We start from the raw sequence: 24,456 nt of genomic DNA, 5'->3' as shown, positions 1-24,456 counted from the left end.
ACACTTTGGAGTGAGTCGGATGCGAGCTTCGGCTGCCGAAGACGCCGTGCGGACGCGGTTCGAGCGCCGGCTGGTCGAGCTGTACGCGGCCGAGCCCGACCTGCACACGATCGCGCGCGAAGTGTTCGTCAGCACGGAGCTGGCGACCGACTGCGACATGGTCGGCTACAGCGAATTCCACCTGGGCAGCGGCGAGTTCCGCGTCGAGTACTCACACCCCGATCCCGATCCCGAACGCCGCGCCACCACCACCGCGGCCTATCTCAAGCACGCCGGCAGCCATCCGTTCTGGGGCAAGGATCCGGCCTTCTTCGGCGAGCGCGCGCTGCGCGAGTCGGACTTCTTCAGCGACGCGCAGTTCATGGAGCTGCCGATCGCGCGCGAGGTGTTCCTGCCGGCGCACGCGCACCGGCAGATGACCACGATGATCGTGCAGGAAGGCTACGCGGTGGCGATCTCGGCGCATCGCGTGCTCGGCCGTCCGGCCTTTTCCGACGCCGAGCGCGACCGCATGCAGGAACTGCGCGGCCACGTCGCGCGCGTGTACCGGCAGGCGCTGGAGCGCACCGTGCAGTCGATGGCGCCGGTGGAGCGGCTGATCCACCTGTGCCCGGACCTGTCGCCGCGCCAGCGCGAGGTCGCGCGCTGGATCGCCGCCGGCAAGTCGAACGAATCGATCGCCGGCCTGCTCGGCATCCGCCTGGACACGGTCAAGAGCCACGTGCGCGGCGTGTTCGAGAAGCTCGGCGTGGACGACCGCCTCGGCGCCGCGCTGGCCGTGCACCAGCGCCCGCCGTTCACGCAGCTGCCGCCGATGTGGACCCTGGCCGGTTCGCGCTGGAGCCCGGCGGGCCTGCGCACGACCGCCGCCGCGACGCCGGACTGAGCGCGACCGCCGCCGTCCGTTTCCCGCGGCGCCGCGCGATACCGCCCGCTCCAGGAGAACCGATGTTCGACCACGTGAAATTCGGCGTCAGCGACTATGCGGCGAGCAAGGCGTTCTTCCTCCGCGCGCTCGCGCCGCTCGGCGTCGCCGTCGTCTCGGAAGGGACGCCGGACTACGGCGTCGAGCTCAGCGCGAAGGGCAAGGCTTCGCTGTGCCTGTTCCAGACCGACCAGAAGCCGGCGCACCTGCACCTGGCGTTCGTGGCGCACAACCGCCGGCAGGTCGACGACTTCCACCGCGCGGCGCTGGCGGCGGGCGGCACGGACAACGGCGCGCCCGGCCTGCGCCCGCAGTACAACGCGACCTACTACGCCGCCTTCGTCATCGGCCCGGACGGACACAACATCGAAGCGGTCTGCCACGCGCCCGAGACGTGAGCCTTCGGCCTACTCGAAACCGTCGCGCGGATTTTCGAACGGCCTGCGGCGCGATCCTGCCGCGCGCCGCTCAGCCCGGCGCGTCGAGCGCGCGGCGCAGCGGATCGAGCAGCGCGCCGTAGCGCTCGGCCAGCGGCACGCGCCGCTGCAGCGGACGGCGCACCTGCGCCGCGCTCGCCGTGTGCACTTCGCGCCGCGCTTCGTGGAAGCGCAGGCAGGCCGCATCGAAGGCAAGGCCGCAGGCGTCCAGCAAGGCGCGCGTGCGCGCTTCGGGCTGCGCCAGCAGCGCCTCGTGATCGTGCCGGTGGATCCAGCCCGGATGACGCGCGTCCCACGTGCGCATCGCGCGCGTGCAGTCGCGCAAGAACGCGGCCAGCTCGGCGGGATCGTAGGTGAAGAACTGCGCCTCGCCGAAGTGGTGCTTGTAGCAGCTCCACAGCGTCTCCAGCGGATCGCGCACGCAGTGCACGATCCGCGCGCCGGGCAGCATGCGGGCGATCGCGCCGAGCGTCTGCCAGTTGGTCAGCGTCTTGTCGGTGAAATGCGCGCGATCGCCGCGCCAGGCGGCGCTGCGCTGCAGGTACTGCTCGCCGAGCCGGCGCCAGTCGGCTGCGTCCGCCTCGGCCACCCAGGCCGGGAAGCGCCGGCCGCGGCGCGCCGATTCCTGGTGCAGGACGTGCACCACGTCCTCGCGCTCGCCGCCGCCGGAAACGTCCGGATGCGCGGCCAGGATCTGCTCGGCCAGGGTCGAGCCCGAACGCGGCATGCCGACCAGGAAGATCGCGCCGTGCCCGCGCGTCGCATCCGCGTCGGCCGGCGCCGGGGGCGCGAACGCGGCGAGGATGTCGTCGACCAGCGCGCTGACCGCCGCGGCGTCCCAACGCACGCGCCGCCGCTTGGCCGCGTTCGCCGCCTGCACGGCGTCGAATGCCTCGGCGTAGCGGCCGGCGGCCTCCAGCATCGAGCCGTAGGCGAAGCCGAGGTCGATGCGCTGCGTCTCGTCCAGCCGCGGATCGGCGTACAGGCGGCCGACCGCGGCGAGATCGGCACCGTCCGGCGCGAACGCGCGCAGGTTGGCCAGCGCGACCCACGCGGCGACCGCGCCCGGATCCTCGTGCAGCAGCGCGCGCAACGCCTGTTCCGCCTCGGCCAGGCGGCCGAGCTTCTTCAGGCTCTCCGCGCGCAGCACGCGTGCCGGCGGATGGTGCGGGTCGATGCGCAGCGCGTGTTCGAGCGCGGCGCAGGCCGCCGCCGCGTCGCCGCGCAGGTCGAGCGCGCGGCCGAGGTTGTAGGCCGCGTCGAGCAGCGCGGGATCGAGTTCGAGCGCGCGGCGAAATGCCTCGATCGCGGCGTCCATGCGCCCGGCCAGCGCCAGCGCCGCGCCGAGATGGTTGGCCAGCGCCGCGTCCTGCGGAAAGCTGCGATGCAGATGGGCGAACAGCCCCACCGCGTTGGCGAGGTTGCCGCGCCCCTGCTCGAGCAGGCCGCTCAGGCGCAGCAGTTGCGGATGCCCGGGCTGCAGCGCGAGCGCGCCGTTCAGCGGCTGCACCGCCTCGTCCCAGGCGCCGCGCTCGATCGCCTGCTGCGCGCTGCGCGCCAGCGCGGCGGCGGACGGCGACAGCGGAGCGATGACGGGAGGCGCGGCGTTCATGACCGCGCAGTATGCCCCGCGGCACGACGGCGCTGCGAGCGGCCGGAATCGACCGGGGCGTGCATGCGGCGCGGACTACCGTTTGCCTCGGCGCCGCGGTTCAAGTCCGGCGACGCGTGCGCGCCCCGCACGGAATCGGCTCATCGGCTGCGGCAACGCTCCGGCAGCCCGCCGAGCGAGTCCGTCGCCCCTTCGAGCCAGACGTCCAGTTGGCCGTCCGGACTGCGCGGAAGCTCGTAGCTCACGTTCGTGTTCACGACGAATCCCAGCCCGGCGGTCGTGGCGCTGCTGTCGTAGGGAACCGAGTCCTGCAGCCTGGATCGATCGGTGAAGAACACCAGGTACCTGACCCGGGAGGCGTCGACCTCGAGCGAGGAAAAGTAGCCGACATCCTTCTTCGACCATCCGCGCCGGAAGCACAGCCCCAGCTCCTTCGGCGCGGCGACCGGCGCGAAGTCGCCGTCCAGCGCGATGACCGAGGGCACGAACACCGTCGCCATCGAGCCGCGACCGCCGCCGAGCATCTCGGAGCGGACGTTGATCACCGCAGGCTGCCGCTGCTGCGGAACCTCCACCGCCATGAAGTAGCTGCGGCCGGCGGGAAACGGGCGGACCTGCGCCGAGGCGGACGGGAAGTTCCCCGAAGTTCGGCCCGGCGAGAGTTTCTCGTAGCGCAACCCGGACAGGGCTTCGCAGCACGACGGCTGACGGTCCAGCTGCTCGATCGCCGAGTTCGAGCGGTCACGCGCCGCCTTCCGCAGCTCGCTCTCGCTCGCACAGCCGCCCAGGAAGACGCCGAGGGCGAGCAGAAGCAAAGGGCGCATGGACGCAGGGAACTCCTTCGACGGACTCATCTTCATCACCGCTGCATTCGTCAGGTTTCGGGGACGGCGCTGCGCCGGACGGCGGCGGGAAACCGGGCCGGCCGCCGCCGTGACTTCCAAGCATCGCCGCGCACCGGTGCCGCGCGGAAGTCGCCTAGACCTCACCCAGCGCACGGCTCATGTGTTCGTAGCGGTGCCCGGCCAGCCGGCGCTCGCCGTCGACGGCGAAGCCGAGTTTCGCATAGAGACGCTTCACGCCGGGCTTGTCGACGTCCACCAGCAGACCGGCGCGCGCGTGGCCGGCCTGCGCCGCGCGCGCGCAGGCGGCCGCGATCAATGTCGCGGCGTGGCCGGCGCCGCGATGCCGCGGCGCCACCGCCAGCGCGTCGAGATAGAACTCGTCGGGCGAACTCTCCGCTTCGAGCCGGTAATGCGCGGACGGGTCGCGCGCGCGACACGCCGCCAGCACCGGTGCGGCCAGCGCCGCTTCGTCGCGACCCGGGTAGCCGAGGATCGCCGCGGCGATCTCGCCGCCCTGCTCGAGCACCAGTACGTGCTCGCGGCCGTAGCGGTTTCCGCCCGTCTCGAACAGGCGCGCAAAGAACGGCACGGCGGCGGCGTGGTCGGCAGCGCCGGCCAGGTGCAGCGCGAGATGATCGATCGCCTCGACCAGCAGCGGCACGACTTGCGCGCCGTCGTCCGGACGCGCCTGCCGCACACCGGAATGGGTCGCTGCCATGCGCTCCCCTTTTGGGTGGACTCAGAATCCGAGCTTGCCGCGATCGAGCGCCGCCGCGCCGCGCGGCGTCGTGTCGAAGCGCCGCGACGCCGGCAGCGCGGCGCCGTCGGCCAGATGCGCCCAGACCGCGTCGAGCGCGGCGTAGCCGTACGGCAGCAGCGGCACGTAGCCGTCGCCGAAGCCCGGCAGGGCGAGGAAGGCGTCGAAGTGCTGCGCGTGCGGCACGCGCCAATACACCGGCGCGACGCCGTCGGCCTCCAGCGCCTGCACGTACGGCGCGCTGGAGAACGCGATCGGCAGCAGGCCGTCGCGCTCGCCCTGCGCGATCAGGATCGGCAGGCCGGCGCGCGGCCGTTTCGCCGCCGTCGCCGCGACCGACGCGTGCAGGCGCCGCGCATCGGCGCCGTCGCCGCTCCACAAGGTGCGCAGGCAGTCGAGGCCGACCCAGCTCGGATCGGCGGACGCATCGGTGCCGCCGAGCAGGGCAATGCCGGCGCCGGGCGGGATGCCGCTGGCGTCGGACCACCACGCCGCGCGCGTCGCCGCGTCGGCCGGCGCCGGCGCCGGCGCGCCATGGGCGACGGCGAAGCGGAATCCGCACGGCATCGCGTCGGCCGGCGCGCGCAGGTAGGCCGAGGTGTAGGTCGCACCGATCGCGCGCCACAGGTCGAACGCGGTCGTGCTCGCCGCGGTGGCGAGGGTCGCCTCGTCCCAGCCGTGGGCATGCAGGCGCGCGAGGGCGTCGGCCGCCTGCGCGGCGAGGTTGCCGCCGTCGACCAGGCCGGCTTCGTGCAGGCGCGCGCAGCGCGCACGCCACGCCGGCAGCGCGGCCGCCACGCGCGCGAACGGCGTCGTCTCGAAGCGCGCGTCGAGCAGCGCGCACGGCAGGTACAGGGCCGCCTCGGTGATGTAGTCGAAGGCGGCGCGACCGCGGCCTTCGACGTGCACGTTCGGCTCCAGCGCGACCACGCCCGACAGCAGCCCGGCCTCGTCGAGGCCGGCGGCCTGCAGCGCCGCGCCGCCGCCGTTGGAGAGTCCGACCGCGATCACGCGCGTGTTCGACGGCGTGAACGGCGCGGCGGCGGGAAACGCGCGGTCGAGCGCTGCGAGGCCGAAGCGCGCGGCGGCGAGCACGTGGCGCCCCCAGTCGGCCTCCGGGTTGTCGCCCGAATGCGCATGCTTGATCGCCACGCCGCCGGCGGCCTCGTGCGCCGGCTCGAACTCGAGCGGCGCCGCGCCGCGCGCCGCGCGCGTGCCGTCCAGCGCCACGCCGGTGCGCGAATCGAAGTCGTAGTAGCCGGTGCCGGCGCCCTTGTCGGTGTAGACCACCGCGCAGCCGCGCGGCAGGCCCCAGGCGCCGGCCAGCGCGATCGCGCCGTACACGCCGCGCGAGCCCGAGGCCGGCGCGACCAGCAGGCAGCGCGCCTTCGCGTCGAACGCGTCAGGCACCTGCGCCAGCACGCGGAACGGCGCCTGCGCATCCGGCAGTCTGGCGAACGCCTGGTACTCGCGGCCGGGCACGGAAGGCACGCCGCCGTAGAGCGTGCCGTAGCCGCCGAGCGGACCGAGGTCGGCGATGCCGTTCCAGTTCGCATGGATCGCGCGGCGGCGCAGTTCCTGCGGCGTCGGTGCGGCCGCGTCGGCGAATGCCGCCGGCTTGGCGCGCAGGCCGGCGAGACCGAGGCCGGCGCTGAGCAGGTCGTCGTCGCCGGAGTGGCGGGTTTCGCGGATGTCGCTGACGAGAGCGGGATCGGGCATCGCCGGATGGACCAGGGCGGGCCGCGGCACGCAGGCCGCGAGCGGAGCGAGCAACGATAGCAGGACGAGTCGGCGCATCGGCGCAGGGTAGCGCGCGAAATCGCGCCCGGCATCGTACTTAAGTCCAGCGGACGGCGAGGCCGGCGCGTGACCGCCTGCTACAGTGGCGCGATGCGCCTGCTGCTCGCCGACGATCATCCGCTGTTCCGCCTCGCGCTGGCGCAGGCCGTGCGCGCAGTCGCCCCGGAGGCGACCATCGCCGAGGCCGGCAGCTTTGACGAGGCGCACGCGGCGCTGGCCGCGCAGCCGGACACCGACCTCGTCCTGCTCGACCTGCACATGCCCGGCAGCCACGGCCTGATGGGGCTGGCGACGCTGCGCGGCGAGCATCCGGCGGTCGCCGTCGCGATGATTTCCGCGCACGACGATCCGCTGACGATCCGCCGCGCGCTGGCCTACGGCGCGGCCGGCTTCATCTCCAAGCGCGCCGGTCTCGACGAGCTGTGCGAGGCGCTGCGCGCCGTGCTGTCGGCGCAGTCGTGGCTGCCGCCATCGCTGCGCGGGGCGGTCGCCGCGACCGCGACCGCTGCGGACGACCGCGCACTGGCCGCACGGCTGGCCAGCCTCAGCCCGCAGCAGATGCGCGTGCTCGGCCTGGTCGCCGACGGCCTTTTGAACAAGCAGATCGCCGACCGCCTCGACGTGCAGGAACGCACGGTGAAGGCGCACCTGACCGCGGTCTTCGAACGGCTCGGCGTGCGCAATCGCACGCAGGCCGGCGTGCTGCTGCGTTCGCTCGCGCTGGCCGATCCGGCCGGCATCGCGGAACCCGTCGCCGGCGGTTGACAGCCGGCCCGTTGGCCGAAGAATGACGTCACCGCGCCGAACGGATGCTCGCCCGCCGGGACGACCAGGTCTGGCGCCCGTTCGAGCCCGTCGCCTGCACGCACGATCCGGCCCACATTCCTCTCTCGAAGAATTCCATGCGCATCACCGGCAGCTGCCACTGCGGCAATCTCTCCTTCGTGCTGGACTGGCGCGGCGACGCCGACGCGATTCCGGCGCGCGCCTGCACCTGCTCGTTCTGCCGCAAGCACGGCGCGGTCTGGACTGCCGATCCCGCCGCGACGCTCGAGGTGCAGGTGCGCGACGCCGCCGCGCATTCGACCTACCGCTTCGAGACCGCCACCGCCGACTTCCACGTCTGCGCGCGCTGCGGCGCGGTGCCGCTGGTGACCAGCGACATCGAGGGACGCGTGCACGCCGTCGTCAACGTGAACGCGTTCGACGACGTCGACCCGTCGCGGCTGCGCCGCTCCGAGGTCAGCTTCGACGGCGAGGAAACCGGTTCACGGCTGGCGCGACGCCAGCGCGGATGGATCGGACAGGTGCGGTTTGCGCCGGCGGACCGGACATGACGATCCGCTGGTCGGGTGAAACGCGATTCAGTCGAGCGGATCGTACGCCGTGACGTAATAGACGCCGCACGGTCCGTTGGATTTCCCGATGACGAGCTGATACTCGCCCGAAACACCGGCGCTTGAGATAGACATCCCGAGAGACGTACCGTAGGCGATACAGGCGTCCGAAGGGCCAGCCCCTGCAGGGCACAGGAACATCGCAAGAGCGCCACTTCCGGCGGAAGCGCTGACGAAGAATTTCGCAAGCCCTCCGGTCAGGGTGACTGGATGAACCGCAACAGGACCGGCGAACACCGTCGTACCGGAAGCCGCCTGCGGCAGCAGATCGGTTCCGTCGCACGTATTTCCATCGTAGGAAGCTCCGTTCAAGGGCAGCGGCTGCTGATTTGGCTCGATGTTGCCGGCGAGCAGGGATTCAAAGTTGCTCCGGAACAGCTGATCGTCGCTGGTCGTGATGTGGCCAAACGTGAAGGCATGATTGGCCAGTTCACTAGCAAATGCGGTCGTGGTAGAGAACAAACCGAAGCTCACGCGGTCCGCTCCACCCGTCACGGCATTGTCGAGAGCGTTCAGCAGCAGATACGGCTCGGTGGTATCTGGATCGGAATTCAACCAGAGCCGAAGGCGGCCGGACGAGCCCACGCCGATTTCGACGTCGAGCGCGATATCGAGAGGGAAATCGGCCGAGGAAAGATCGACTGGCCCAGTGATCCTGCAGTACTTGGAGGGCGACACGGTCGCGCACCAGCCTCCGAGCTGCAGCCGGAAAGTCGAGCTGTCCTGGCCACGAGTGAGCGCCACCTGGAATACGGGGTTGCCGGGCATCGCGGCCGGTTCGATACGTCGCGCAACGCCCCGCACCAAGGCCGCGTACGCCAACGGCCCCATGGCCGGCAGCTCGGACGTATCGACGGAAAACCGCAAGCGCAGCGGAGCCGTCGGTTCGCGACGCACGTAGCTGACCGACGCCGACGTGGACATGGCGATCCCGCTTGGATCGGAAACGCTGGCGCGCAGTCGGCAGTCGCCGGCGTCATCCTCCCAGACGGTCGTGCCCAAAACGTTCCATCTGTCGACGAACGGCGTGGAATTGCAGGCGAGCACAGCCGAAGCCGGCATCATCAAAGCGGCGAACATCGCAGCCCAGCGAATCCATCGAGCGGCCATCCGGAACCCCTTTTCCGACGACATCGAGGAAGATCTTCGTACTCGCGGCGGCAAGTTGCAAGCCGTTGAAGGAAACCGCGAAACGTCACCACCGGAAGGCGTGCGGACACGCAAGTGACACACCGCGGTGATAGCGAAGCGCCCCGGATTCCGTTCCCTGGAAGACCTCGCTTCCCGGAGAACGACATGCGCGCCAACCCCTTCCCGATCCCGACCGCCCTGATCCTGTCGGCGCTCGCGCTGTCCGGCGCGGCAGTGGCGGACGACTTCCACGTCGACAGCCTGTTCGACGACGGCGTCGGTTCGCTGCGCGCCGCCATCGCGTTCGCCAACCAGACGCCGGGGCCGGATCGCATCGTGTTCCACGGCGACCTCGCCGGGAAGACGCTGTGGATCGATGCGCCGGCGCCGGTGATCAGCGAAGCGGTGGAAGTGATCGGACCGGCCGGCGGCGCAGCGACCGTGCGCAGCACCGGCAACGACCGCGTGCTGAGCGTGGTCACCGACTGGGGTGCGATCGTGGTCCTGCGCGATCTGGTGCTGGCGGACGGCGGCCTGCTCAACCAGAGCGGCGGCTGCCTGAGCATCCAGGGCGCCAGCGTGCTGCTCGATCGCGTGCGCGTGACCGGCTGCAAGGCGGCCCACGGCGGCGCCATCTCCGCCCAGCTCGGCGCGATCCTCGAACTGCAGGACAGTCGCATCGATCACAACCGCGCGGTCTGGAGCGGCGGCGGCATCCGCACGGACGGTGCGTTGTTCGTCGGCCGCAGCGAGATCGACCACAACACGGTGGACGGTTTCGGCCGCGGCGGCGGCATCGCCTTCTGGCCGTTCGCCGATAACCAGTCGATGCTGTGGATCCTCGACAGCCACCTGCACCACAACGCGGCGACGAGCTCCGACCCGGCCGGCGCCAGCCTCGGCGGCGCGCTCGACGCCGGCAACGGCCGGCTGCGGGTGGAACGCAGCAGCTTCTACGCCAATCGCGCGCGCCACGGCGCCGCGCTCAGCCGCTCGGGAAACGTCGATCTGCCGATGGACGCCCGCCTCGTCAATTCCACCTTCGCCGGCAACGTCGGCGACGACGTCGTTTCGATCGCGCAGGGCGAGGTCGCGCTCGAATACAGCACGATCTCGGCCAACATCCGCGACGGCGGCGAGGGCGTCGCGCGCGCGTTCGACTCTCCGGCCACGGTGTCGGTGCGCATCGCCGGCAGCGTCGTCAGCGGCAACTATCCGGGCCAGGACGGCATCGACCTCGCCTCGGGCGAACGCCGGATCGATGCCGACTACAGCCTGATCGGCGTCGCCGGGCTGGGCTCGGTCGACGCGGCCAATCCCGGCACCAACCGCTTCGGCATCGTCGATCCGCGCCTGCGCGCGCTCGGCTGGAACGGCGGACCGACGCCGACGATGCCGCCGATGGCCGACAGCCCGCTGATCGACGCCGGCGGCGATGCCGACCTGCCGGCGACCGACCAGCGCGGCTCGGCACGCCTGGTCGGCAGCGCAGCCGACATCGGCGCGGTCGAGGACGACGGCGACCGGCTGTTCGCCGACGCGTTCGACGGCGCTCCTGCCGACGGATGACGATCGCCGCCGCGACGCAGACGGCGCAATCTCCGCAACGCGATGGCGATAGGGAAGCACGCCCGATTCCGTTCTCCGGAAAGACCTGCATTGCGGAGAACGACATGCGCCCCACCCTGCCCTTCCTGCTGACCGCGCTGATGCTGCCGTGCGCGGCGACGGCCGCCGACTTCCAGGTCGACAGCCTGTTCGACGACGGCGTCGGCTCGCTGCGCGCCGCCATCGCGTTCGCCAACCAGACGCCGGGACCGGATCGCATCGTGTTCCACGGCGACCTCGCCGGAAAGACGCTGTGGATCGACACGCCCACGCCGGTCATTACCGAGGCGGTCGAGGTGATCGGACCGGACGGCGACGTCGCGACCGTGCGCAGCACCGGCAACGACCGCGTCCTGCGCGTGCTCACCGAGGCCGGCGCCGGGGTCACCCTGCGCCGGCTGGTGCTCGCCGGCGGCCGCCACGCCACCGATGCCGGCGGCTGCCTGGAGATCCGGCGCGCCGCCGTGCTGCTCGACGGCGTGCGCCTCACCGAATGCGAAGCCGTGCTCGGCGGCGCCGTCGCGGCCGGCGACGGCGCCATCCTCGAACTGCAGGACAGCCGCGTCGACCACAGCCGCGCGCTGCGCAGCGGCGGTGCCATCTACGCCGCCGGACCGCTCTTCATCGGCAACAGCGAGATCGACCACAACGCCATCGACGGCGGCGGCTACATCTCCGGCGGCGCGATCCAGTTCGGACCGAACGACACGCAATCGATGCTGTGGATCCTCGACAGCCGCCTGCACCACAACTCGGCGCTGACCTCCTCGCCGCAGGAACCGGGCAGCGGCAGCGCCGGCGGCGCGGTCAGCGCCTCGCACGGCGAGGTGCGGATCGAGCGCAGCAGCTTCTACGCGAACCGCGCGATGTACGGCGCCGCCGTCAACCGCAACGGCTTCAGCGGTGAAGACATCCGCGCACGCATCGTCAATTCCACGTTCGCGCGCAACCAGGGCCGCCAGATCGTCTCGATCCTGACCGGCAGCATCCAGCTCGAATACAGCACGATCTCCGACAACCGGCGCATCGACGACAGCCCCTGGGCGTCCAGCGCGTTCGACGCCTGGTCCGTGGTGCCGGTGCGCATCCTCGCCAGCGCCGTCGGCGGCAACTACGTCGGCGAGAACGGCATCGATCTGACCTCCGGCGGCACGCCCGTCGACGCCGCGTACAGCCTGATCGAGCGGGCCGGCGCAGGCTCGGTGGATCCGGCCAATCCGGGCACGAATCTCCTCGGCGCGGCGCCGCTGCTGCTGCCGCTGCGCTGGAACGGCGGCCCGACGCCGACGATGTGGCCGCAGACCGGTGGCCCGCTGATCGACGGCGCCGCCTCGGCCGACCTGCCGCCGACCGACCAGCGCGGCTACGCGCGGCCGTCCGGCGCGGGCGCCGACATCGGCGCAGTGGAGCACGACGGCGATCGCCTGTTCGACGATTCGTTCGAGGCCGGGCCGGCGGACTGAGCGCGCGCGGCGGCCGGCGCCGTCAGGCCGGCGCCGCGTTCGCCGCCAGCACGCGCGCCATCAGCGACTTCAGCGCCAGCGGCTTGAGCGGCTTGTGCAGCAGATGGCAGCCGGCCGCGGCGACGGCGGCGCGCACGCTCTCGTCGTGGTCGGCGGTGACGACGATGCACGGCAGCCCGGCGACGTCCGCGCCGAGGCCGGCGCGCAGGTCCAGGCCGGTGACGCCGCCGTCGAGGTGGTAGTCGAGCACGAGCAGCTCCGGCCGCGCGCGCGCGCACTGCGCCGCCGCGGCGGCGGCATCGGCGGCGCCCAGCACTTCGCAGTTCCAGCCGGCGAGCAGGGCCGCGGTCGCGGCCAGCACGGCGGCGTCGTTGTCGACGACGAGCACGCGATGCCCCGGCGCCGCATCCGACTCCGCGGCGACGTCGACGGCGACGGCGACCGGCGCCGTGCGCGGCACCTCGATCGCGAACGTGCTGCCGTGGCCGAGGCGCGAGCGCAGGGTCAGCGGGAGGTCGAGCAGGCGCGCGATGCGTTCGGCGATCGCCAGGCCGAGCCCGAGGCCGGCGCCGCCGCGGTCGAGGCGGCGGAATTCCTCGAAGATCGCCGCGCGGTCGGCCTCGGCGATGCCCGGGCCGCTGTCCCACACCTCGATGCGCAGGGCGTCGCCGTGCCGGCGCGCGCCGAGCAGCACGCGTCCGCGGCGCGTGTACTTCACCGCGTTGGACAGGAAGTTCTGCAGCACGCGGCGCAGCAGCTGCGGATCGCTGCGCAGCCACGCGCGCGTCGGCACGCAGTGCAGCTCCAGCCCCTTCGCCGCGGCGAGCAGGCGGAACTCGGTGGCCAGTCCCTGCAGCAGCGGTCCGGCGGCGAACGCGCGCACCTCGCTCGGCATGCCGCCGGCGTCCAGGCGCGCGATGTCGAGCAGGCCGCCGAGCAGGCTCTCGGCCGAACCGAGCGCGCCGTCGATGTGCGCGACGGTTTCGCGTTCGGGCCGGTCGCCCAGACGCTGCGCCAGCGCATGCGTGAACAGGTGCGCGGCGTGCAGCGGCTGCGCCAGGTCGTGGCTGACCGCGGCGAGGAAGCGCGTCTTGTCACGGTTGGCACGCTCGGCCACGGCGCTGGCGCGCGCCAGTTCACCGGTGCGTTCGGCGACGCGCTGCTCCAGCGTTTCGTTCGCGCGCGTGAGGTCCTGTTCGGCGCGGCGGAACGCGGTGACGTCGGTGAAGGTCGCGACGAAACCGCCGCCGGGCATCGGGTTGCCGCGGATCTCGACCACGGTGCCGTCCGGGAACGTGCGTTCGGCCAGATGCGGCGAGCCCGAACGCATCTGCGCCAGCCGCCGCTCCACGCGCGTGTCGATGTCGCCGGCGCCGGCGAGCCCGCGCGCGAAATTGTGCCGCATCAGCTCGGCCACCGGCCGGCCGATCGCCAGCAGGCCGTCGGGATAGGCGAACAGCTCGGCGTAGCGGCGGTTCCACGCGACCACGTTGAGCGCCGCGTCGACCACGCAGATGCCCTGGCTCATGTTCTCCAGCGCCGCCTCGAGCACGCGCTGGTTGAAGCGCAGGTCCTGGCTGGCCTCGCCGACGATGGCGGCGACCGCGTCGAGCTGGCCGCGGCGTTCGCGCCGCGCCACCTCGATCAGCAGACGCGCCGACGAGGCGCCGATCACACCGGCCAGCTCGTGCTCGACCGCGGCGACCGCGGCGGCATCGGCGCGACCGTGATGCGGCGCATCGCCGAGCAGCGCGACGATCCGCTCGCGCGGCAAGAAGCGCGTGGCCAGCGCCTGCAGTTCGGCGGCGGCGAGGTCGCCGTGCGCCGAGACGGCGCCGTCGCGCGCCCAGCGCGTGCGCGCGGCCAGCGCGAGCACCGCGACGTTCACCGCCAGGCTGGCGACCACCGCGCGCGCCAGCTCGCTCCAGTCGCCCAGCCCGAACAGCTGCGCCGGCGACAGCGCCGCGAGGCCGAACGGCCCGCCGTGCAGCAGCGGCGCGGCGCCCGGCAGCAAGGTCGGCGACAGCACGTAGAGCCAGACCAGGCTGCCGGCGACGAGGCCGAGCGCGACCGCGCGCGGGCCGATCGACGGCCGGTACATCGCCACCAGCACCGCCGGCGTCAGGCCGGCCAGCGCCGAGAACGACAGCGCGCCGATGTCGGCCAGCGCGTCGCTGCCGGCGAGCGCGCGCGAATACGCCCAGGCCAGCAGCAGCACCGCGAGGATCGCCGCGCGGCGCTGGCGCAGCACCGCCGGACGCAGGTCGCCGGCGTCGCCGCGGCCCCAGCCGGCGCGCACGCGCAGCGGCGCGATCCAGTGGTTGCCGATCATCAGGCTCAGCGCCAGCGTGGCGACGATGACCATGCTGGTCGCCGCGCTGAGTCCGCCGAGGAAGCCGAGCACGGCCAGGCCGTAGCGGTCCTGCGACAGGGGCAGGGCCAGCACGTACAGGTCCGACGACACGCCCAGCGCACCCAGGCGCGCCGCGCCCGCCTGCGCCAGCGGCAGGATCGGCAGCGCGATCAGGCCGAGGTAGAGCGGGAACAGCCAGCGCGCGGTGCGCACGTGGCCGGCGTCGCGGCATTCGACCACGCCGGCGTGGAACTGGTGCGGCAGGGTGAACGCGGCGAGCGCGCCGAGCAGCACCAGCGGCGCCACGCCGCTGCTGTCGCGCGGCTGCGCCGCGGTCGCCGCCGCGACGTCGGGCAGCTGCAGCACGAGCGCGCCGATCGCCAGCATCGCGACCAGCTTGAATACCGACTCGAACGCGAGCGCCAGCACCAGCCCGCGGTTGTGCGCGGCGGCCGGCGCGCGGCGCGTGCCGAACAGCATCGCGAACAGCGCCATCGCCAGCGCGACGTAGAGCGCGCTGTCCTGCCAGGCCGGCGTGGCCAGATCGTCGCCGCGGCCGAACAGCGCGTAGCTCATCGCCACCGCCTTCAGCTGCAGCGCGATGTACGGCACGATGCCCAGCGCGGTCACCGCGGTGATCAGCGCGGCCAGACCTGCGTGCCGGCCGAGCCGCGCGGCGACCAGGTCGGCCAGCGAGCTGGCGTTGTGCTCGCGCGCCAGCCGCACCAGCCGCACCAGCACGCCGGCGGCGAGCACGTACAGCAGGATCAGGCCGACGAAGGTCGGCGGCAGCCACCAGCCCGAACGTTCGGCCTGCGTGACCGTGCCGTAGAACGTCCACGACGTGCAGTGCACGCCGAGCGACAGCGCGTAGACGACGCCCCAGCGGTTCGCCAGCACGCGCGGATGGCGTTCGCCGTACAGCGCGATGCCGAACAGCAGGATCAGCCAGACCAGGCCGGCGAGCGCGACGAGCAGTTCGGAGAACGCCATGAGGTCGGATCGGTGCGCGCGCGAGGCGGCGGCGCTACACCCAGACGTCGTTCGGCGCGGTGTAGCCACCGCCGGCCTCGCCGGTGTTCACCACGCCGCGCGGCTCGACCAGCATGACGCTGCATTCCTCGCGCGCCACCGGCCGGTGCTCCACGCCCTTCGGCACGACGTACATCTCGCCGGCCGTCATCGGCACACACTTGTCGCGGAATTCGAGCGTCATCTCGCCTTCGAGCACGATGAACACCTCGTCGGTGTCGGCGTGCGAATGCCAGACGAACTCGCCCTGCAGCTTGGCCAGCTTGAACTGGTAGTCGTTCATCTCGGCGACGACGCGCGGCGACCAGTGTTCGGCGAAGCGGCTCAGCTTGTCGCGCAGGTTGATGGCGGTGTCGCTCATGCGTACGGCATCCGGCTGGGTGGCGCGAAACGGGGGCCGATCCGAAAAGCCGCGCCGTCGAAGCGCAACCGCCGGCCCATGGCAGAATGAAGCGGACGCCAAGCGTATCGCGACCGGTGCGGCGCGCACACCGGCGTCGTCCGTCCCGCGCCGTCCCTTCTGCAGGAGCGTCACGTGCCGATCCAGTCGTGCATCCCGGTGATTCCCAGCGCGGACGTCGAAAACAGCCTGCACTTCTGGGTCGACGGCCTGGGCCTGCGCATGGACCAGGCGATGCGGCAGGACGGCAGGCTCGTCGGCTGCATGGTGGGCAACGAACGCGTGCGCTTCTGGCTCAACCGTCGCGCGGGCGCGCCGCGATCGCCGGACGACGGCGAAGGCATCCGCCTGTACTGGGCACCGGACGATCTGCCGGCCTTGCGCGAGCGGCTGAAGGCGCTGGGCTACGCGGTTTCGGACGTGGCCGAGCGGGACTACGGCCAGACCGAGTTCTTCGTGACCGACGACGACGGCCATTCGCATTGCTTCGGCGTGTCGACGCGCCGGACGTGAGCCGAACCGCCGCGGAAGAATCGAACCCCTGCTCCCGCCACGCTTCCGCACGCCGAAGGCAATGCCGCCCTCATCCACGCGCGAGCGCGTCCGCGCCCCTCACTTCAGCGGCGCGCCCAGCGCATCGGCCATCGCCGCCACCGCGCGCATCTGTACGCCGTCGCGCGTGTCGTAGGCCTCGCCGCCGTAGCCCCACCAGTCCCAGCAGCCCTTCGGGTTCAGCGGCGCCATCGTGGCGCGGGTCTGCGGGTAGAGCACGACCACGCCGTAAGCGTCGGCCCAGCGGTTGTAGCCGGCGTCCTTGACGAAGGTTTCGCCGATCGTGTCGGCGTTCTGCTGGCAGCCGTGGAAGGCGACGTGCAGCGCGCAGGTCTTGCCGTCGGCGCAGGCCTTGGGCACGTAGAGATAACCCTTCGCTCCGAGGAAGGCGTCGGCGCCGGCGGGGCGGAACGCGTCCTGGTCGAAGCTGCGCAGTTCGCCGCCCGCGTCCTTCGCCGCGTGCGGCGGCTTGCCGTAGAGGTCGGCGAAGATCGCGCCGGCGGCGTCGAAGCCGCACTTGCCGACGTAGGGCGCCGTGGCGGTCTCGCACGAGGCGCCCGCGGATTCGGTCGGGAAGGTGTGCGTGAAGCCGCGCGCGAGGTCCTCGTGCAGCTTCGCCTTCGGCGCGAGCTCCCGGTACAGCGCGGCGGTGTCGCGGCTGAGCGACTCGCCGACGGTCTTGTCGGCCTTGCCGTGCAGCACCAGCACCGCGTCGCCGGCGAGGCCGGACAGCGGCGCGATGCGGCCGGCCTTCGCCGCCTCGGCCGCGTGCTGGGCCAGCGCCTTCACCTGCGGCCCCTTGCCTTCGGCCGGCGTCATGCAGCGCGCCAGCGCCGTCTCGAGCTTGCCGTCGGCGCAGTGGTACGGACCGCCGGCGATCAGCGCGGTGCCGGCGACGTGGTCGGAGAACGCGACGTGCACCTGGTGCGCCATGTAGGCGCCGGAGGAGAGGCCCGAGACGGTCGTGCGCGCCGGATCGAGCTTGAGCCTGGGCAGGGCAGCGTCGGCCGCGTGCGCCGAGGCGGTGCCGAGCGCGAGCGACAGGGCGAGGATCGATGAAGTGGTGGTGTGCACGATGTTCTCCATGATGAGTTGCGCGTGTCGGCGAGAAGGGCCGGGCGATGCGCTCCGCCGGCCCTCACCCTGCCCTCTCCCGCGAGCGGGAGAGGGAAACGGCCTGCCGCTCCGATTCCCGATTCCCGATTCCCGATTCCCGATTCCCGATTCCCGATTCCCGATTCCCGATTCCCGATTCCCGATTCTCAGAAACTGTAGCGCGCCGACACGTAGTAGTTGCGCGGCCAGCCGTAGTACGCGGTCTGGATGTTGCCGACGCTGGAGAATTCCTGGCCGTCGGTCTTGTAGGTCTTGTCGGTGAGATTGCGCACGCCGGCGCGGACCTGCCAGTGGCCGTCGGCGGAATCGTAGACGCCGAACAGGCCGACGAGCGTGTAGGCGTCCTGCATCAGGCCGGGCCGGTTGTCGACGCTGAGCCAGGTGTCGTCGCGGTAGGAGACGTCGCCGCCGAGCGTGACCGCGCCGCCGTCGGCGAGATTGAAGGTCTGCGTCAGCGCGACGCGCGCACTCCACTTCGGCGAGAACGGCACGTGCGCGTGCAGGCTGGCCAGGTTCGGATCGATCTGCACGCGCGGATCGACGAACTTGTCGTAGCGCGCGTCGAGATAGGTCAGCTGGCCGGACAGGCGCGTGCCCTGGCCGAGCAGCGCGGCGCCCTCGAACTCCAGGCCGTCCATCTTCAGCTTGGCCGCGTTGAGCACCGGGAAGGCGAAAGTCGGCGTGGGCGAGCCGGGATTGAGCACTTCCGACACGCGCGCCTGGAAATCCTTGTAGTCGCTGTGGAACGCGGCGATGTTGCCCTGCAGGCGGCCGTCGGCCGAACGCATCTTCAGGCCGATCTCGTAGGTCCAGACGAATTCCGGGTCGAACACCGCGCTGGCCGCCTCGGCGGCGCTGTTGGCGCGGCCGTTGAAGCCGCCGGACTTGAAGCCGCGGTTGGCCGAGACGTAGGCCATGACCTGGTCGTTGACCTGCTTCTGCAGCGAGATCGACGGCGTCCACGCGGTCCAGTCCTGCTTGCCGGAGAAGGCGAGCGTGCCGTCGACCAGGCCCGGCGGGATCTGCGGGTTCCAGAAGATGCTGGTGCTGCGGTCGTAGTCCTTGCTCTCGCGCGTCCAGCGCAGGCCGGCGGCGAGGGTCCAGCTCGGCACGAACTCCCAGTTCAGGTGCGCGAAGCCGGCGTAGCTGGTGGTGCGCAGGTCGTCGTCGATCGTGCGCAGGAACTTGATCGGCGCGCCGCCGAGCGCGAACAGGTCGTCGGCGTAGGCTTCCTGATGCGAGGGCACGGTCTCGCGCAGCCAGTACAGGCCGTACACCGCCTGCAGGTTGCTGCCGTTGTCGTACTGCAGCTGCAGTTCCTGGCTGGCCTGCTTCTGGCGGAAGCCGACGAACACGTCGCCGAGCTGGAACTGCGAGGCGTCGATGTCGATGTAGGACGCGCTGTTCAAGCGGCGATACGCGCTGATGCTCTTCAGCGTCCAGGCGTCGGACAGCTTCCAGTCCAGGTGCAGCGAGGCGCCCTTGTGGGTCAGGCTCTGGCCCTGGTCCGGTGCGAACGAGGTGCGCGACTTGAAGTCGTACTCGCGCGTCGACGGAGGCAGCAGCACCACCGCGCCGAGCGCGAAGTCGCTCTGGATCAGCGGCGCGGTCGGCTCGCCGAGCGTGAGCGCGGTGGTCTGGCGCGTGTAGTCCAGCGCCAGCGTGGCCTTGAAGTCCTCGCCCGGCTTGAACTGCAGCTTGGCGCGCACGGCCTTGGTGTCGTCGTCGTTGTAGTCCTGGCGCGTGACCGGATCGCGCACGTAGCCGTCGTTGCCGACGATCGCGCCGGCGATGCTGGCCGACCAGCGTTCGTCGAACGAGCCGGACAGATAGAAGCGTCCTTCGGCGCGGCCGTAGTCGCCGAGCGTGCCCTCCACCGAGCCGGTGGTGGCCTCGCTCGGATCGCGCGTCTGGATCTTGATCGCGCCGCCGGTGGAGTTCTTGCCGTACAGCGTGCCCTGCGGGCCGCGCAGTACTTCGACGTGATCGACGTCGAACAGGCTGATCAGCGCGCCCTGGATGCGCGAGTAGTAGATGTCGTCGACGTACATGCCCACGCCGGGATCGAAGGTCTGCAGCGCGTCCGGCTGGCCGATGCCGCGGATGAACACGTTGACCGCCGAGGAGGAGCCGCGCCCCTGCACGACGTTGAGCCCCGGCACGGCGCCCTGCAGGCCGTCGATGTTGCTCGCCTGCAGGTCCTTGAGGTCCTCCTCGCTGAACGCGCTGATCGCGACCGGCACCTTCTCGATGTTTTCCGAGCGGCGGCGCGCAGTGACCGAGATCGTTTCCAGCTGCGCCGATTCCCCGGTCGGATGCGCCGGCAGCGGCGGCGTCTCGGATTGCGCCGCGTCGGCGGGCGTGTCCGCAGCGGTGGTGTCCGCGGCGCGCGCGGCATGGGCTTGCACGCCGATCGCGCAGGCGATGGCGAAGCTCAGTAGACGAAGTTGCATGGTTCCCCCTCCAGCTCGCGCCGGTCTCGTGGCCAGTGTGCGCCCACGCTAGAGGACGCCCGCCGGCGCCACACTTGTACCTTCGTACAGTAGGTGGCGCGCCCGCGCCGCGCCTACCCTGCACGCGCATCCGGCGGCCTGGTCCGCGCCGGTCCGCTTCCGCACGCACGGGGGATCCATCGTCGATGTCGCTGCTGGTCGTGCTCGCCGCGCTGGTGTTCCTGATGCTGGTCGCCTACCGCGGCTACAGCGTGATCCTGTTCGCGCCGGTCGCCGCGCTCGGCGCCGTGCTGCTGACCGACCCGGGTCTGGTCGCGCCGATGTTCACCGGCCTGTTCATGGACCGCATGGTCGGCTTCCTCAAGCTGTACTTCCCGGTGTTCCTGCTCGGCGCGGTGTTCGGCAAGCTGATCGAGCTGGCCGGCTTCTCCAAGTCGATCGTCGCGGCGACGATCGGGCTGGTCGGACGCAGCCGCGCGATCCTCGCCATCGTGCTGGTCTGCGCCCTGCTGACCTACGGCGGCGTGTCGCTGTTCGTGGTGGTGTTCGCGGTGTATCCGTTCGCCGCCGAGCTGTTCCGCCAGAGCGACATTCCCAAGCGCCTGATTCCCGGCACCATCGCGCTGGGTGCGTTCACCTTCACGATGGACGCGCTGCCCGGCACGCCGCAGATCCAGAACATCATCCCGACCACGTTCTTCGAGACGAACGCCTGGGCGGCGCCGTGGCTCGGCACGCTCGGCGCGCTGTTCGTGCTGGCGGCCGGCCTGGCCTACCTCGAATCGCGGCGCCGCCGTGCCGCGGCGGCCGGCGAGGGCTACGGCAGCGACCTGTCCAACGAACCGGCACCGTTCCGCGGCGAGCGCCTGGCGCATCCGCTGCTCGCGCTGCTGCCGCTGGTCGTCGTCGGCGTGCTGAACTTCGCGCTGACGCAGGCGATCCCGCGCTGGTACGGCGCCTCGCACAGCTTCGTGCCGGCGGCGGTCGGCGAGGCCAAGCCGGTGGTGCAGGAAGTGGCCAGGCTGGCCGCGATCTGGGCGGTCGAAGGCGCCCTGCTCGCCGGCATCGCCTGCGTGCTCGTGTTCGGCTGGCGCGCGGTGCGCGCGAGCTTCGCCGAAGGCTCGAAGACGGCCGTGGGCGGCGCCCTGCTGGCGTCGATGAACACTGCGTCGGAGTACGGCTTCGGTGCCGTCATCGCGGCGCTGCCGGGTTTCCTCGTCGTCGCCGACGCGCTGCGCGCGATCCCCAATCCGCTGGTCAACGAGGCGGTCTCGGTCACCGCGCTGGCCGGCATCACCGGTTCGGCGTCCGGCGGCATGAGCATCGCGCTGGCGGCGATGGCCGACACCTTCGTGCGCAATGCGCAGGCGGCGGGCATCCCGATGGAGGTGCTGCATCGCGTCGCGGCGATGGCGTCCGGCGGCATGGACACGCTGCCGCACAACGGCGCGGTGATCACGCTGCTGGCGGTGACCGGCCTGACCCACCGGCAGTCCTATCGGGACATCTTCGCCATCACGCTGATCAAGACGCTCGCCGTGTTCGTCGTGATCGCGACGTACTACGCGACCGGCCTGGTCTGAGCGCTACTTCGCGCGGTCCGGCACCGCGGCCTCGCGCGCCACCTCGTCGATCGCCTTCGCCACCGCCTCGGGCCGGTCCTCGTGAATGTTGTGGCCGGAGTTCGAGACGGCGACGACGCGGCCGCGCGTGGACAGCGCCGCGATGCGCCGGTGCGCCTTGGCGTAGGCGGCCTCGGCTTCCTTGCGGTCCTGCGGTTCGATCCATTCGCGCTGCTGCGCACTTAGCACCTGCAGCGGGAGCCTGGAATACGCCGCCGTCGACGCGGCCTTCACCGCGGCGACGCTGGCGGCGTCGGCGTCGCGTTCGGACAGGGCCGTGTCCCAGTAGGCGGCGGTGCGGAAGCGGTTGCGGATCGACTCGCCGAGCTTCTGGCTGAAGCCCGCAATCGGCGGCGGCACGCAGGCCTGCGCCGCAGGCGTGGTTCCGGCCAGGTCGCCGGCACGCGCGGCCTGTGCGCACTTGCGCCCGTAGTCGGTGTTGGCCGCGCTGGCCTTCGCCTCGCGCGCGGCGTAGTCCGGCGCATCTTCCGCCAGCGTCTCGGACACCGGATCGACCAGCACCAGCCCGGCCACCTCCTGCGGATGCGCCGACGCGTACAACCGCACGACGTAGCTGCCCATCGAGTGCCCGACCAGCAGCAGCGGCGGCTGGATGCCGGCGGCGCGGACGAGCGCGTACAGGTCGCCGGCTGCGGCCGGCGCAGTGCGCGGCAGCGGCCCTGCGTCGCTGAAGCCGAGGCCGGCGCGGTCGTAGGCGCAGACGCGACGGGTTTTCGCGGCCAGCGGCTGCAGCTTGCGCCACGCCATCGAGGTCATGCCCTGGCCGCTCTCGAGGATCACCGTCGGCGCGCCGCTGCCGCTGCAGCGCAGGTTCAGGCGCCGGCCGCCGCCGATGTCGACGAGTTGCGCGGGCTCGGCGTAGACGTCGAGCGAGAGATCCGGCGCCGGCGCCGGCGAATCCGGTGCAGCGGATGCGAGCGAGGAAAGCGAGGCGAGTACGGCGGTGGCGACGATCGATGCGCGCATGCGACGGCTCCGGAAAGGGACGCGGCATCGTCCGCAATCGCCGCGCGCCGGTCCAGCCCCGCTGCGGCGGCGCGTTCGACGCGGTTCAGTAAGGATGCGCGTGCTCGAATTCCGGGCTCGCCCGCAGCGCGCGCGGCAGGATCAGCTCGCCGTCGGCGCCGGCCTGGGCAAGCAGGCGGTGCAGCTCGGCGGCGTCCAGCGGGCGGCTGAACCAGTGCCCCTGGCCCTCGGTGCAGTGGTGCTGCAGCAGCCAGTCGAACTGGCTCTCGGTCTCCACGCCCTCGGCGGCGGTGCGCAGGCCCAGCTCCCCGGCGAGACCGATGACCGCGTCGACGATCGCCATCGAATCGGCGTCCATGCCGATGTCGCGCACGAACGACATGTCGATCTTGATGCGGTCGAACGGAAACGTGCGCAGCAGCTGCAGCGAGGAGTAGCCGGTGCCGAAGTCGTCCAGCGACAGGCGCACGCCGTGGTCGTGCAGGTCGTGCAGGGCCACGCGCGTGGCCACGTCGCGCGCGAGCAGCGCGCTCTCGGTGACTTCGAGATCGAGCCGCTCGGCCGGCAGCCCCGCCTCGCGCAGCGCGTTGATGACGTTGAGCACGAGCCCCTGGCGCCGCAGCTGCAGCGGCGACACGTTCACGCCGACCTTGATCGCGCGCGGCCACGACGCGGCCGCGCGGCAGGCTTCGCGCAGCACCCAGTCGCCGAGCTGGCCGATCAGGCCCATCTCCTCGACGATCGGGATGAACACGCTCGGCGAGACCTCGCCCTGGCTCGGATGGCGCCAGCGCAGCAGCGCTTCCACGGCGATCAGTTCGTTCGTCGCCAGCGCGACGATCGGCTGGTAGACGAGGCTGAACTCGCCGGCGGCGATCGCGCTGCGCAGGTCCTGCTTCAGGCTCAGGCGCAGCTGCACCATGGCCTCCATCTCCGGCGCGAAGAAGCGATAGGTGCGCCCGCCTTCGCGCTTGGCCGCGTACAGGGCGAGATCGGCGCGCTTGAACAGCTCGGTCAGCGGCATCGCGCCCGAACGCGTCTGCGCGATGCCGATGCTGGCGCCGACGCCGACGCGCGACTCCTCGAGGTCGAACGGCTCGTCGAGCGCGGCGACGATGCGCCGCGCCAGCAGGTGGCCGTCGCGGATGCCGTCGGTGCAGGTCTGCACCAGCGCGAACTCGTCGCCGCCCAGGCGCGCGACCCAGGTGCCGTCGCCGGCGCAGGCGAGCAGGCGGCGCCCGACCTGCACCAGCAGCAGGTCGCCGGCGAGATGTCCGAACGAGTCGTTGACGGCCTTGAAGTCGTCCAGGTCGACGTAGTGGACGTTCAGCACCGAGCCGGTCGGCAGCGTCGCCAGCGCCTGCTGCGCGAGACGCTGGAACTCGGTGCGGTTCGGCAGCCCCGTCAGCGTGTCGTAGTAGGCGAGCTGGTTGATCCGCGCCTGCGCCTCCTCGTGCACGATGGCGATCGCGCACAGGTGCACGCAGCGGTCGACGATCTCTTGCTCCAGTTCCGTGGGGCCGCGGCGGTCGCGGTAGTAGAAGGCGAACGTGCCGACGACGCGGCCGTCGCTGGTCTTGATCGGACTCGACCAGCAGGCGCGCAGGCCCAGCGCGAGCACCGGATCGCGGAAGCCGTCCCAGCGCGGATCGGCCTCGATGTCGAGGACCTCCACCGGCTCGCCGAGAAACGCGGCGGAACCGCAGGAGCCGACTCCGGCGCCGATCTGCACGCCGTCGAGCGAGCGCGAGTAGGCCTGCGGCAGGCTCGGCGCGGACAGCGGATGCAGGCGGCCGTGCAGGTCGACCGTGAGGATGGAGCAGACCGCGCCGTCGGCGAGGCGCTCGGCGCTGGCACACAGATGGTCGGCGATCGCCGACAGCGCGGCGCCGTGCGCGACCTCCTCGAGGATCTGTCCCTGCAGCTGCAGGAGCGAGGCCACCGCGCTGGAGCTGATCATGACGTG

Annotated in this window: 20 protein-coding genes; 9 read left to right on the top strand and 11 right to left on the bottom strand. The window is 71.8% G+C overall.

Annotated features, from left to right (window positions below):
• The first annotated feature begins 46 nt into the window (after positions 1-46).
• Both ACFO6Q_RS07180 and ACFO6Q_RS07175 read left to right on the top strand, forming a co-directional pair.
• Positions 47-886 carry a helix-turn-helix transcriptional regulator gene (locus ACFO6Q_RS07180; RefSeq protein ID WP_380019924.1) on the top strand — a complete coding sequence of 280 codons (840 nt, stop codon included), beginning with the start codon at positions 47-49 and terminating at the stop codon, positions 884-886.
• A 62-nt stretch (positions 887-948) separates the two neighbouring features.
• Complete coding sequence (locus tag ACFO6Q_RS07175; RefSeq protein WP_380019923.1) at positions 949-1,323, top strand: VOC family protein; 375 nt, start codon at positions 949-951, stop codon at positions 1,321-1,323.
• Positions 1,324-1,393: 70 nt separating this feature from the next.
• Here the strand turns inward: ACFO6Q_RS07175 and ACFO6Q_RS07170 are convergent, their stop codons facing one another.
• The 4 genes from ACFO6Q_RS07170 to ACFO6Q_RS07155 form a co-directional block, all read right to left on the bottom strand.
• Positions 1,394-2,974 (bottom strand): tetratricopeptide repeat-containing sulfotransferase family protein, encoded by a 1,581-nt coding sequence (locus ACFO6Q_RS07170; RefSeq protein ID WP_380019922.1) that lies wholly within the window; start codon positions 2,972-2,974, stop codon positions 1,394-1,396.
• 140 nt (positions 2,975-3,114) lie between these two features.
• Positions 3,115-3,918: a hypothetical protein gene (locus ACFO6Q_RS07165; protein ID WP_380019921.1), complete on the bottom strand. Its 804-nt coding sequence runs from the start codon at positions 3,916-3,918 to the stop codon at positions 3,115-3,117.
• 34 nt (positions 3,919-3,952) lie between these two features.
• Positions 3,953-4,537: a GNAT family N-acetyltransferase gene (locus ACFO6Q_RS07160; protein ID WP_380019920.1), complete on the bottom strand. Its 585-nt coding sequence runs from the start codon at positions 4,535-4,537 to the stop codon at positions 3,953-3,955.
• 21 nt (positions 4,538-4,558) lie between these two features.
• Positions 4,559-6,325, bottom strand: coding sequence for a 3-hydroxybutyrate oligomer hydrolase family protein (locus ACFO6Q_RS07155; RefSeq protein ID WP_380019919.1), 1,767 nt, complete (start codon positions 6,323-6,325; stop codon positions 4,559-4,561).
• 141 nt (positions 6,326-6,466) lie between these two features.
• Here ACFO6Q_RS07155 and ACFO6Q_RS07150 point away from each other — a divergent pair, with 141 nt between their 5' ends.
• Both ACFO6Q_RS07150 and ACFO6Q_RS07145 read left to right on the top strand, forming a co-directional pair.
• Positions 6,467-7,141, top strand: coding sequence for a response regulator transcription factor (locus tag ACFO6Q_RS07150; protein ID WP_380020045.1), 675 nt, complete (start codon positions 6,467-6,469; stop codon positions 7,139-7,141).
• 137 nt (positions 7,142-7,278) lie between these two features.
• A complete protein-coding gene (locus ACFO6Q_RS07145) occupies positions 7,279-7,713 on the top strand; it encodes a GFA family protein (protein ID WP_380019918.1) in 435 nt (144 codons plus the stop codon).
• Positions 7,714-7,740: 27 nt separating this feature from the next.
• On the opposite strand, the gene ACFO6Q_RS07140 is transcribed toward ACFO6Q_RS07145, so the two are convergent.
• A complete protein-coding gene (locus ACFO6Q_RS07140; protein ID WP_380019917.1) occupies positions 7,741-8,697 on the bottom strand; it encodes a hypothetical protein in 957 nt (318 codons plus the stop codon).
• Between ACFO6Q_RS07140 and ACFO6Q_RS07135 the strand changes: the two genes are divergently transcribed.
• The 3 genes from ACFO6Q_RS07135 to ACFO6Q_RS07125 all read left to right on the top strand — a co-directional run bounded on the left by ACFO6Q_RS07135 (position 8,696) and on the right by ACFO6Q_RS07125 (position 11,975).
• On the top strand, positions 8,696-9,001 hold the full coding sequence (locus ACFO6Q_RS07135; RefSeq protein ID WP_380019916.1) for a hypothetical protein: 306 nt from the start codon (positions 8,696-8,698) through the stop codon (positions 8,999-9,001). The genes ACFO6Q_RS07140 and ACFO6Q_RS07135 overlap by 2 nt on opposite strands.
• A 68-nt stretch (positions 9,002-9,069) precedes the next feature.
• The gene (locus ACFO6Q_RS07130) at positions 9,070-10,473 is read left to right on the top strand and encodes a choice-of-anchor Q domain-containing protein (protein WP_380019915.1); all 1,404 of its coding nucleotides are present in this window, start codon (positions 9,070-9,072) and stop codon (positions 10,471-10,473) included.
• A 104-nt stretch (positions 10,474-10,577) separates the two neighbouring features.
• Positions 10,578-11,975 carry a choice-of-anchor Q domain-containing protein gene (locus ACFO6Q_RS07125; protein WP_380019913.1) on the top strand — a complete coding sequence of 466 codons (1,398 nt, stop codon included), beginning with the start codon at positions 10,578-10,580 and terminating at the stop codon, positions 11,973-11,975.
• A gap of 22 nt (positions 11,976-11,997) precedes the next feature.
• On the opposite strand, the gene ACFO6Q_RS07120 is transcribed toward ACFO6Q_RS07125, so the two are convergent.
• Both ACFO6Q_RS07120 and ACFO6Q_RS07115 read right to left on the bottom strand, forming a co-directional pair.
• The gene (locus ACFO6Q_RS07120; protein ID WP_380019912.1) at positions 11,998-15,321 is read right to left on the bottom strand and encodes a hybrid sensor histidine kinase/response regulator; all 3,324 of its coding nucleotides are present in this window, start codon (positions 15,319-15,321) and stop codon (positions 11,998-12,000) included.
• A 34-nt stretch (positions 15,322-15,355) separates the two neighbouring features.
• Positions 15,356-15,721: a cupin domain-containing protein gene (locus ACFO6Q_RS07115; protein ID WP_380019911.1), complete on the bottom strand. Its 366-nt coding sequence runs from the start codon at positions 15,719-15,721 to the stop codon at positions 15,356-15,358.
• Positions 15,722-15,895: 174 nt separating this feature from the next.
• Between ACFO6Q_RS07115 and ACFO6Q_RS07110 the strand changes: the two genes are divergently transcribed.
• Positions 15,896-16,273 (top strand): VOC family protein, encoded by a 378-nt coding sequence (locus ACFO6Q_RS07110; protein ID WP_380019910.1) that lies wholly within the window; start codon positions 15,896-15,898, stop codon positions 16,271-16,273.
• Between the two features lie 99 nt (positions 16,274-16,372).
• Here ACFO6Q_RS07110 and ACFO6Q_RS07105 read toward each other — a convergent pair whose 3' ends face one another.
• The gene (locus ACFO6Q_RS07105) at positions 16,373-17,398 is read right to left on the bottom strand and encodes an extracellular catalytic domain type 2 short-chain-length polyhydroxyalkanoate depolymerase (protein WP_380019909.1); all 1,026 of its coding nucleotides are present in this window, start codon (positions 17,396-17,398) and stop codon (positions 16,373-16,375) included.
• Positions 17,399-17,574: 176 nt separating this feature from the next.
• A complete protein-coding gene (locus tag ACFO6Q_RS07100; protein WP_380019908.1) occupies positions 17,575-19,881 on the bottom strand; it encodes a TonB-dependent receptor in 2,307 nt (768 codons plus the stop codon).
• 185 nt (positions 19,882-20,066) lie between these two features.
• On the opposite strand from ACFO6Q_RS07100, the gene ACFO6Q_RS07095 reads away from it, so the two are divergent.
• Positions 20,067-21,464 (top strand): GntP family permease, encoded by a 1,398-nt coding sequence (locus tag ACFO6Q_RS07095; protein WP_380019907.1) that lies wholly within the window; start codon positions 20,067-20,069, stop codon positions 21,462-21,464.
• A gap of 3 nt (positions 21,465-21,467) precedes the next feature.
• Here ACFO6Q_RS07095 and ACFO6Q_RS07090 read toward each other — a convergent pair whose 3' ends face one another.
• Positions 21,468-22,490, bottom strand: coding sequence for an alpha/beta fold hydrolase (locus ACFO6Q_RS07090; RefSeq protein ID WP_380019906.1), 1,023 nt, complete (start codon positions 22,488-22,490; stop codon positions 21,468-21,470).
• 85 nt (positions 22,491-22,575) lie between these two features.
• Positions 22,576-24,450, bottom strand: a complete 1,875-nt coding sequence (locus ACFO6Q_RS07085; RefSeq protein ID WP_380019905.1) for a putative bifunctional diguanylate cyclase/phosphodiesterase — start codon at positions 24,448-24,450, stop codon at positions 22,576-22,578.
• Positions 24,451-24,456 lie beyond the last annotated feature (6 nt).

This window comes from Dokdonella ginsengisoli, from assembly GCF_042652785.1.
Taxonomy (GTDB): domain Bacteria; phylum Pseudomonadota; class Gammaproteobacteria; order Xanthomonadales; family Rhodanobacteraceae; genus Dokdonella_A; species Dokdonella_A ginsengisoli.
This window is presented reverse-complemented; position numbering and strand designations above follow the sequence as displayed.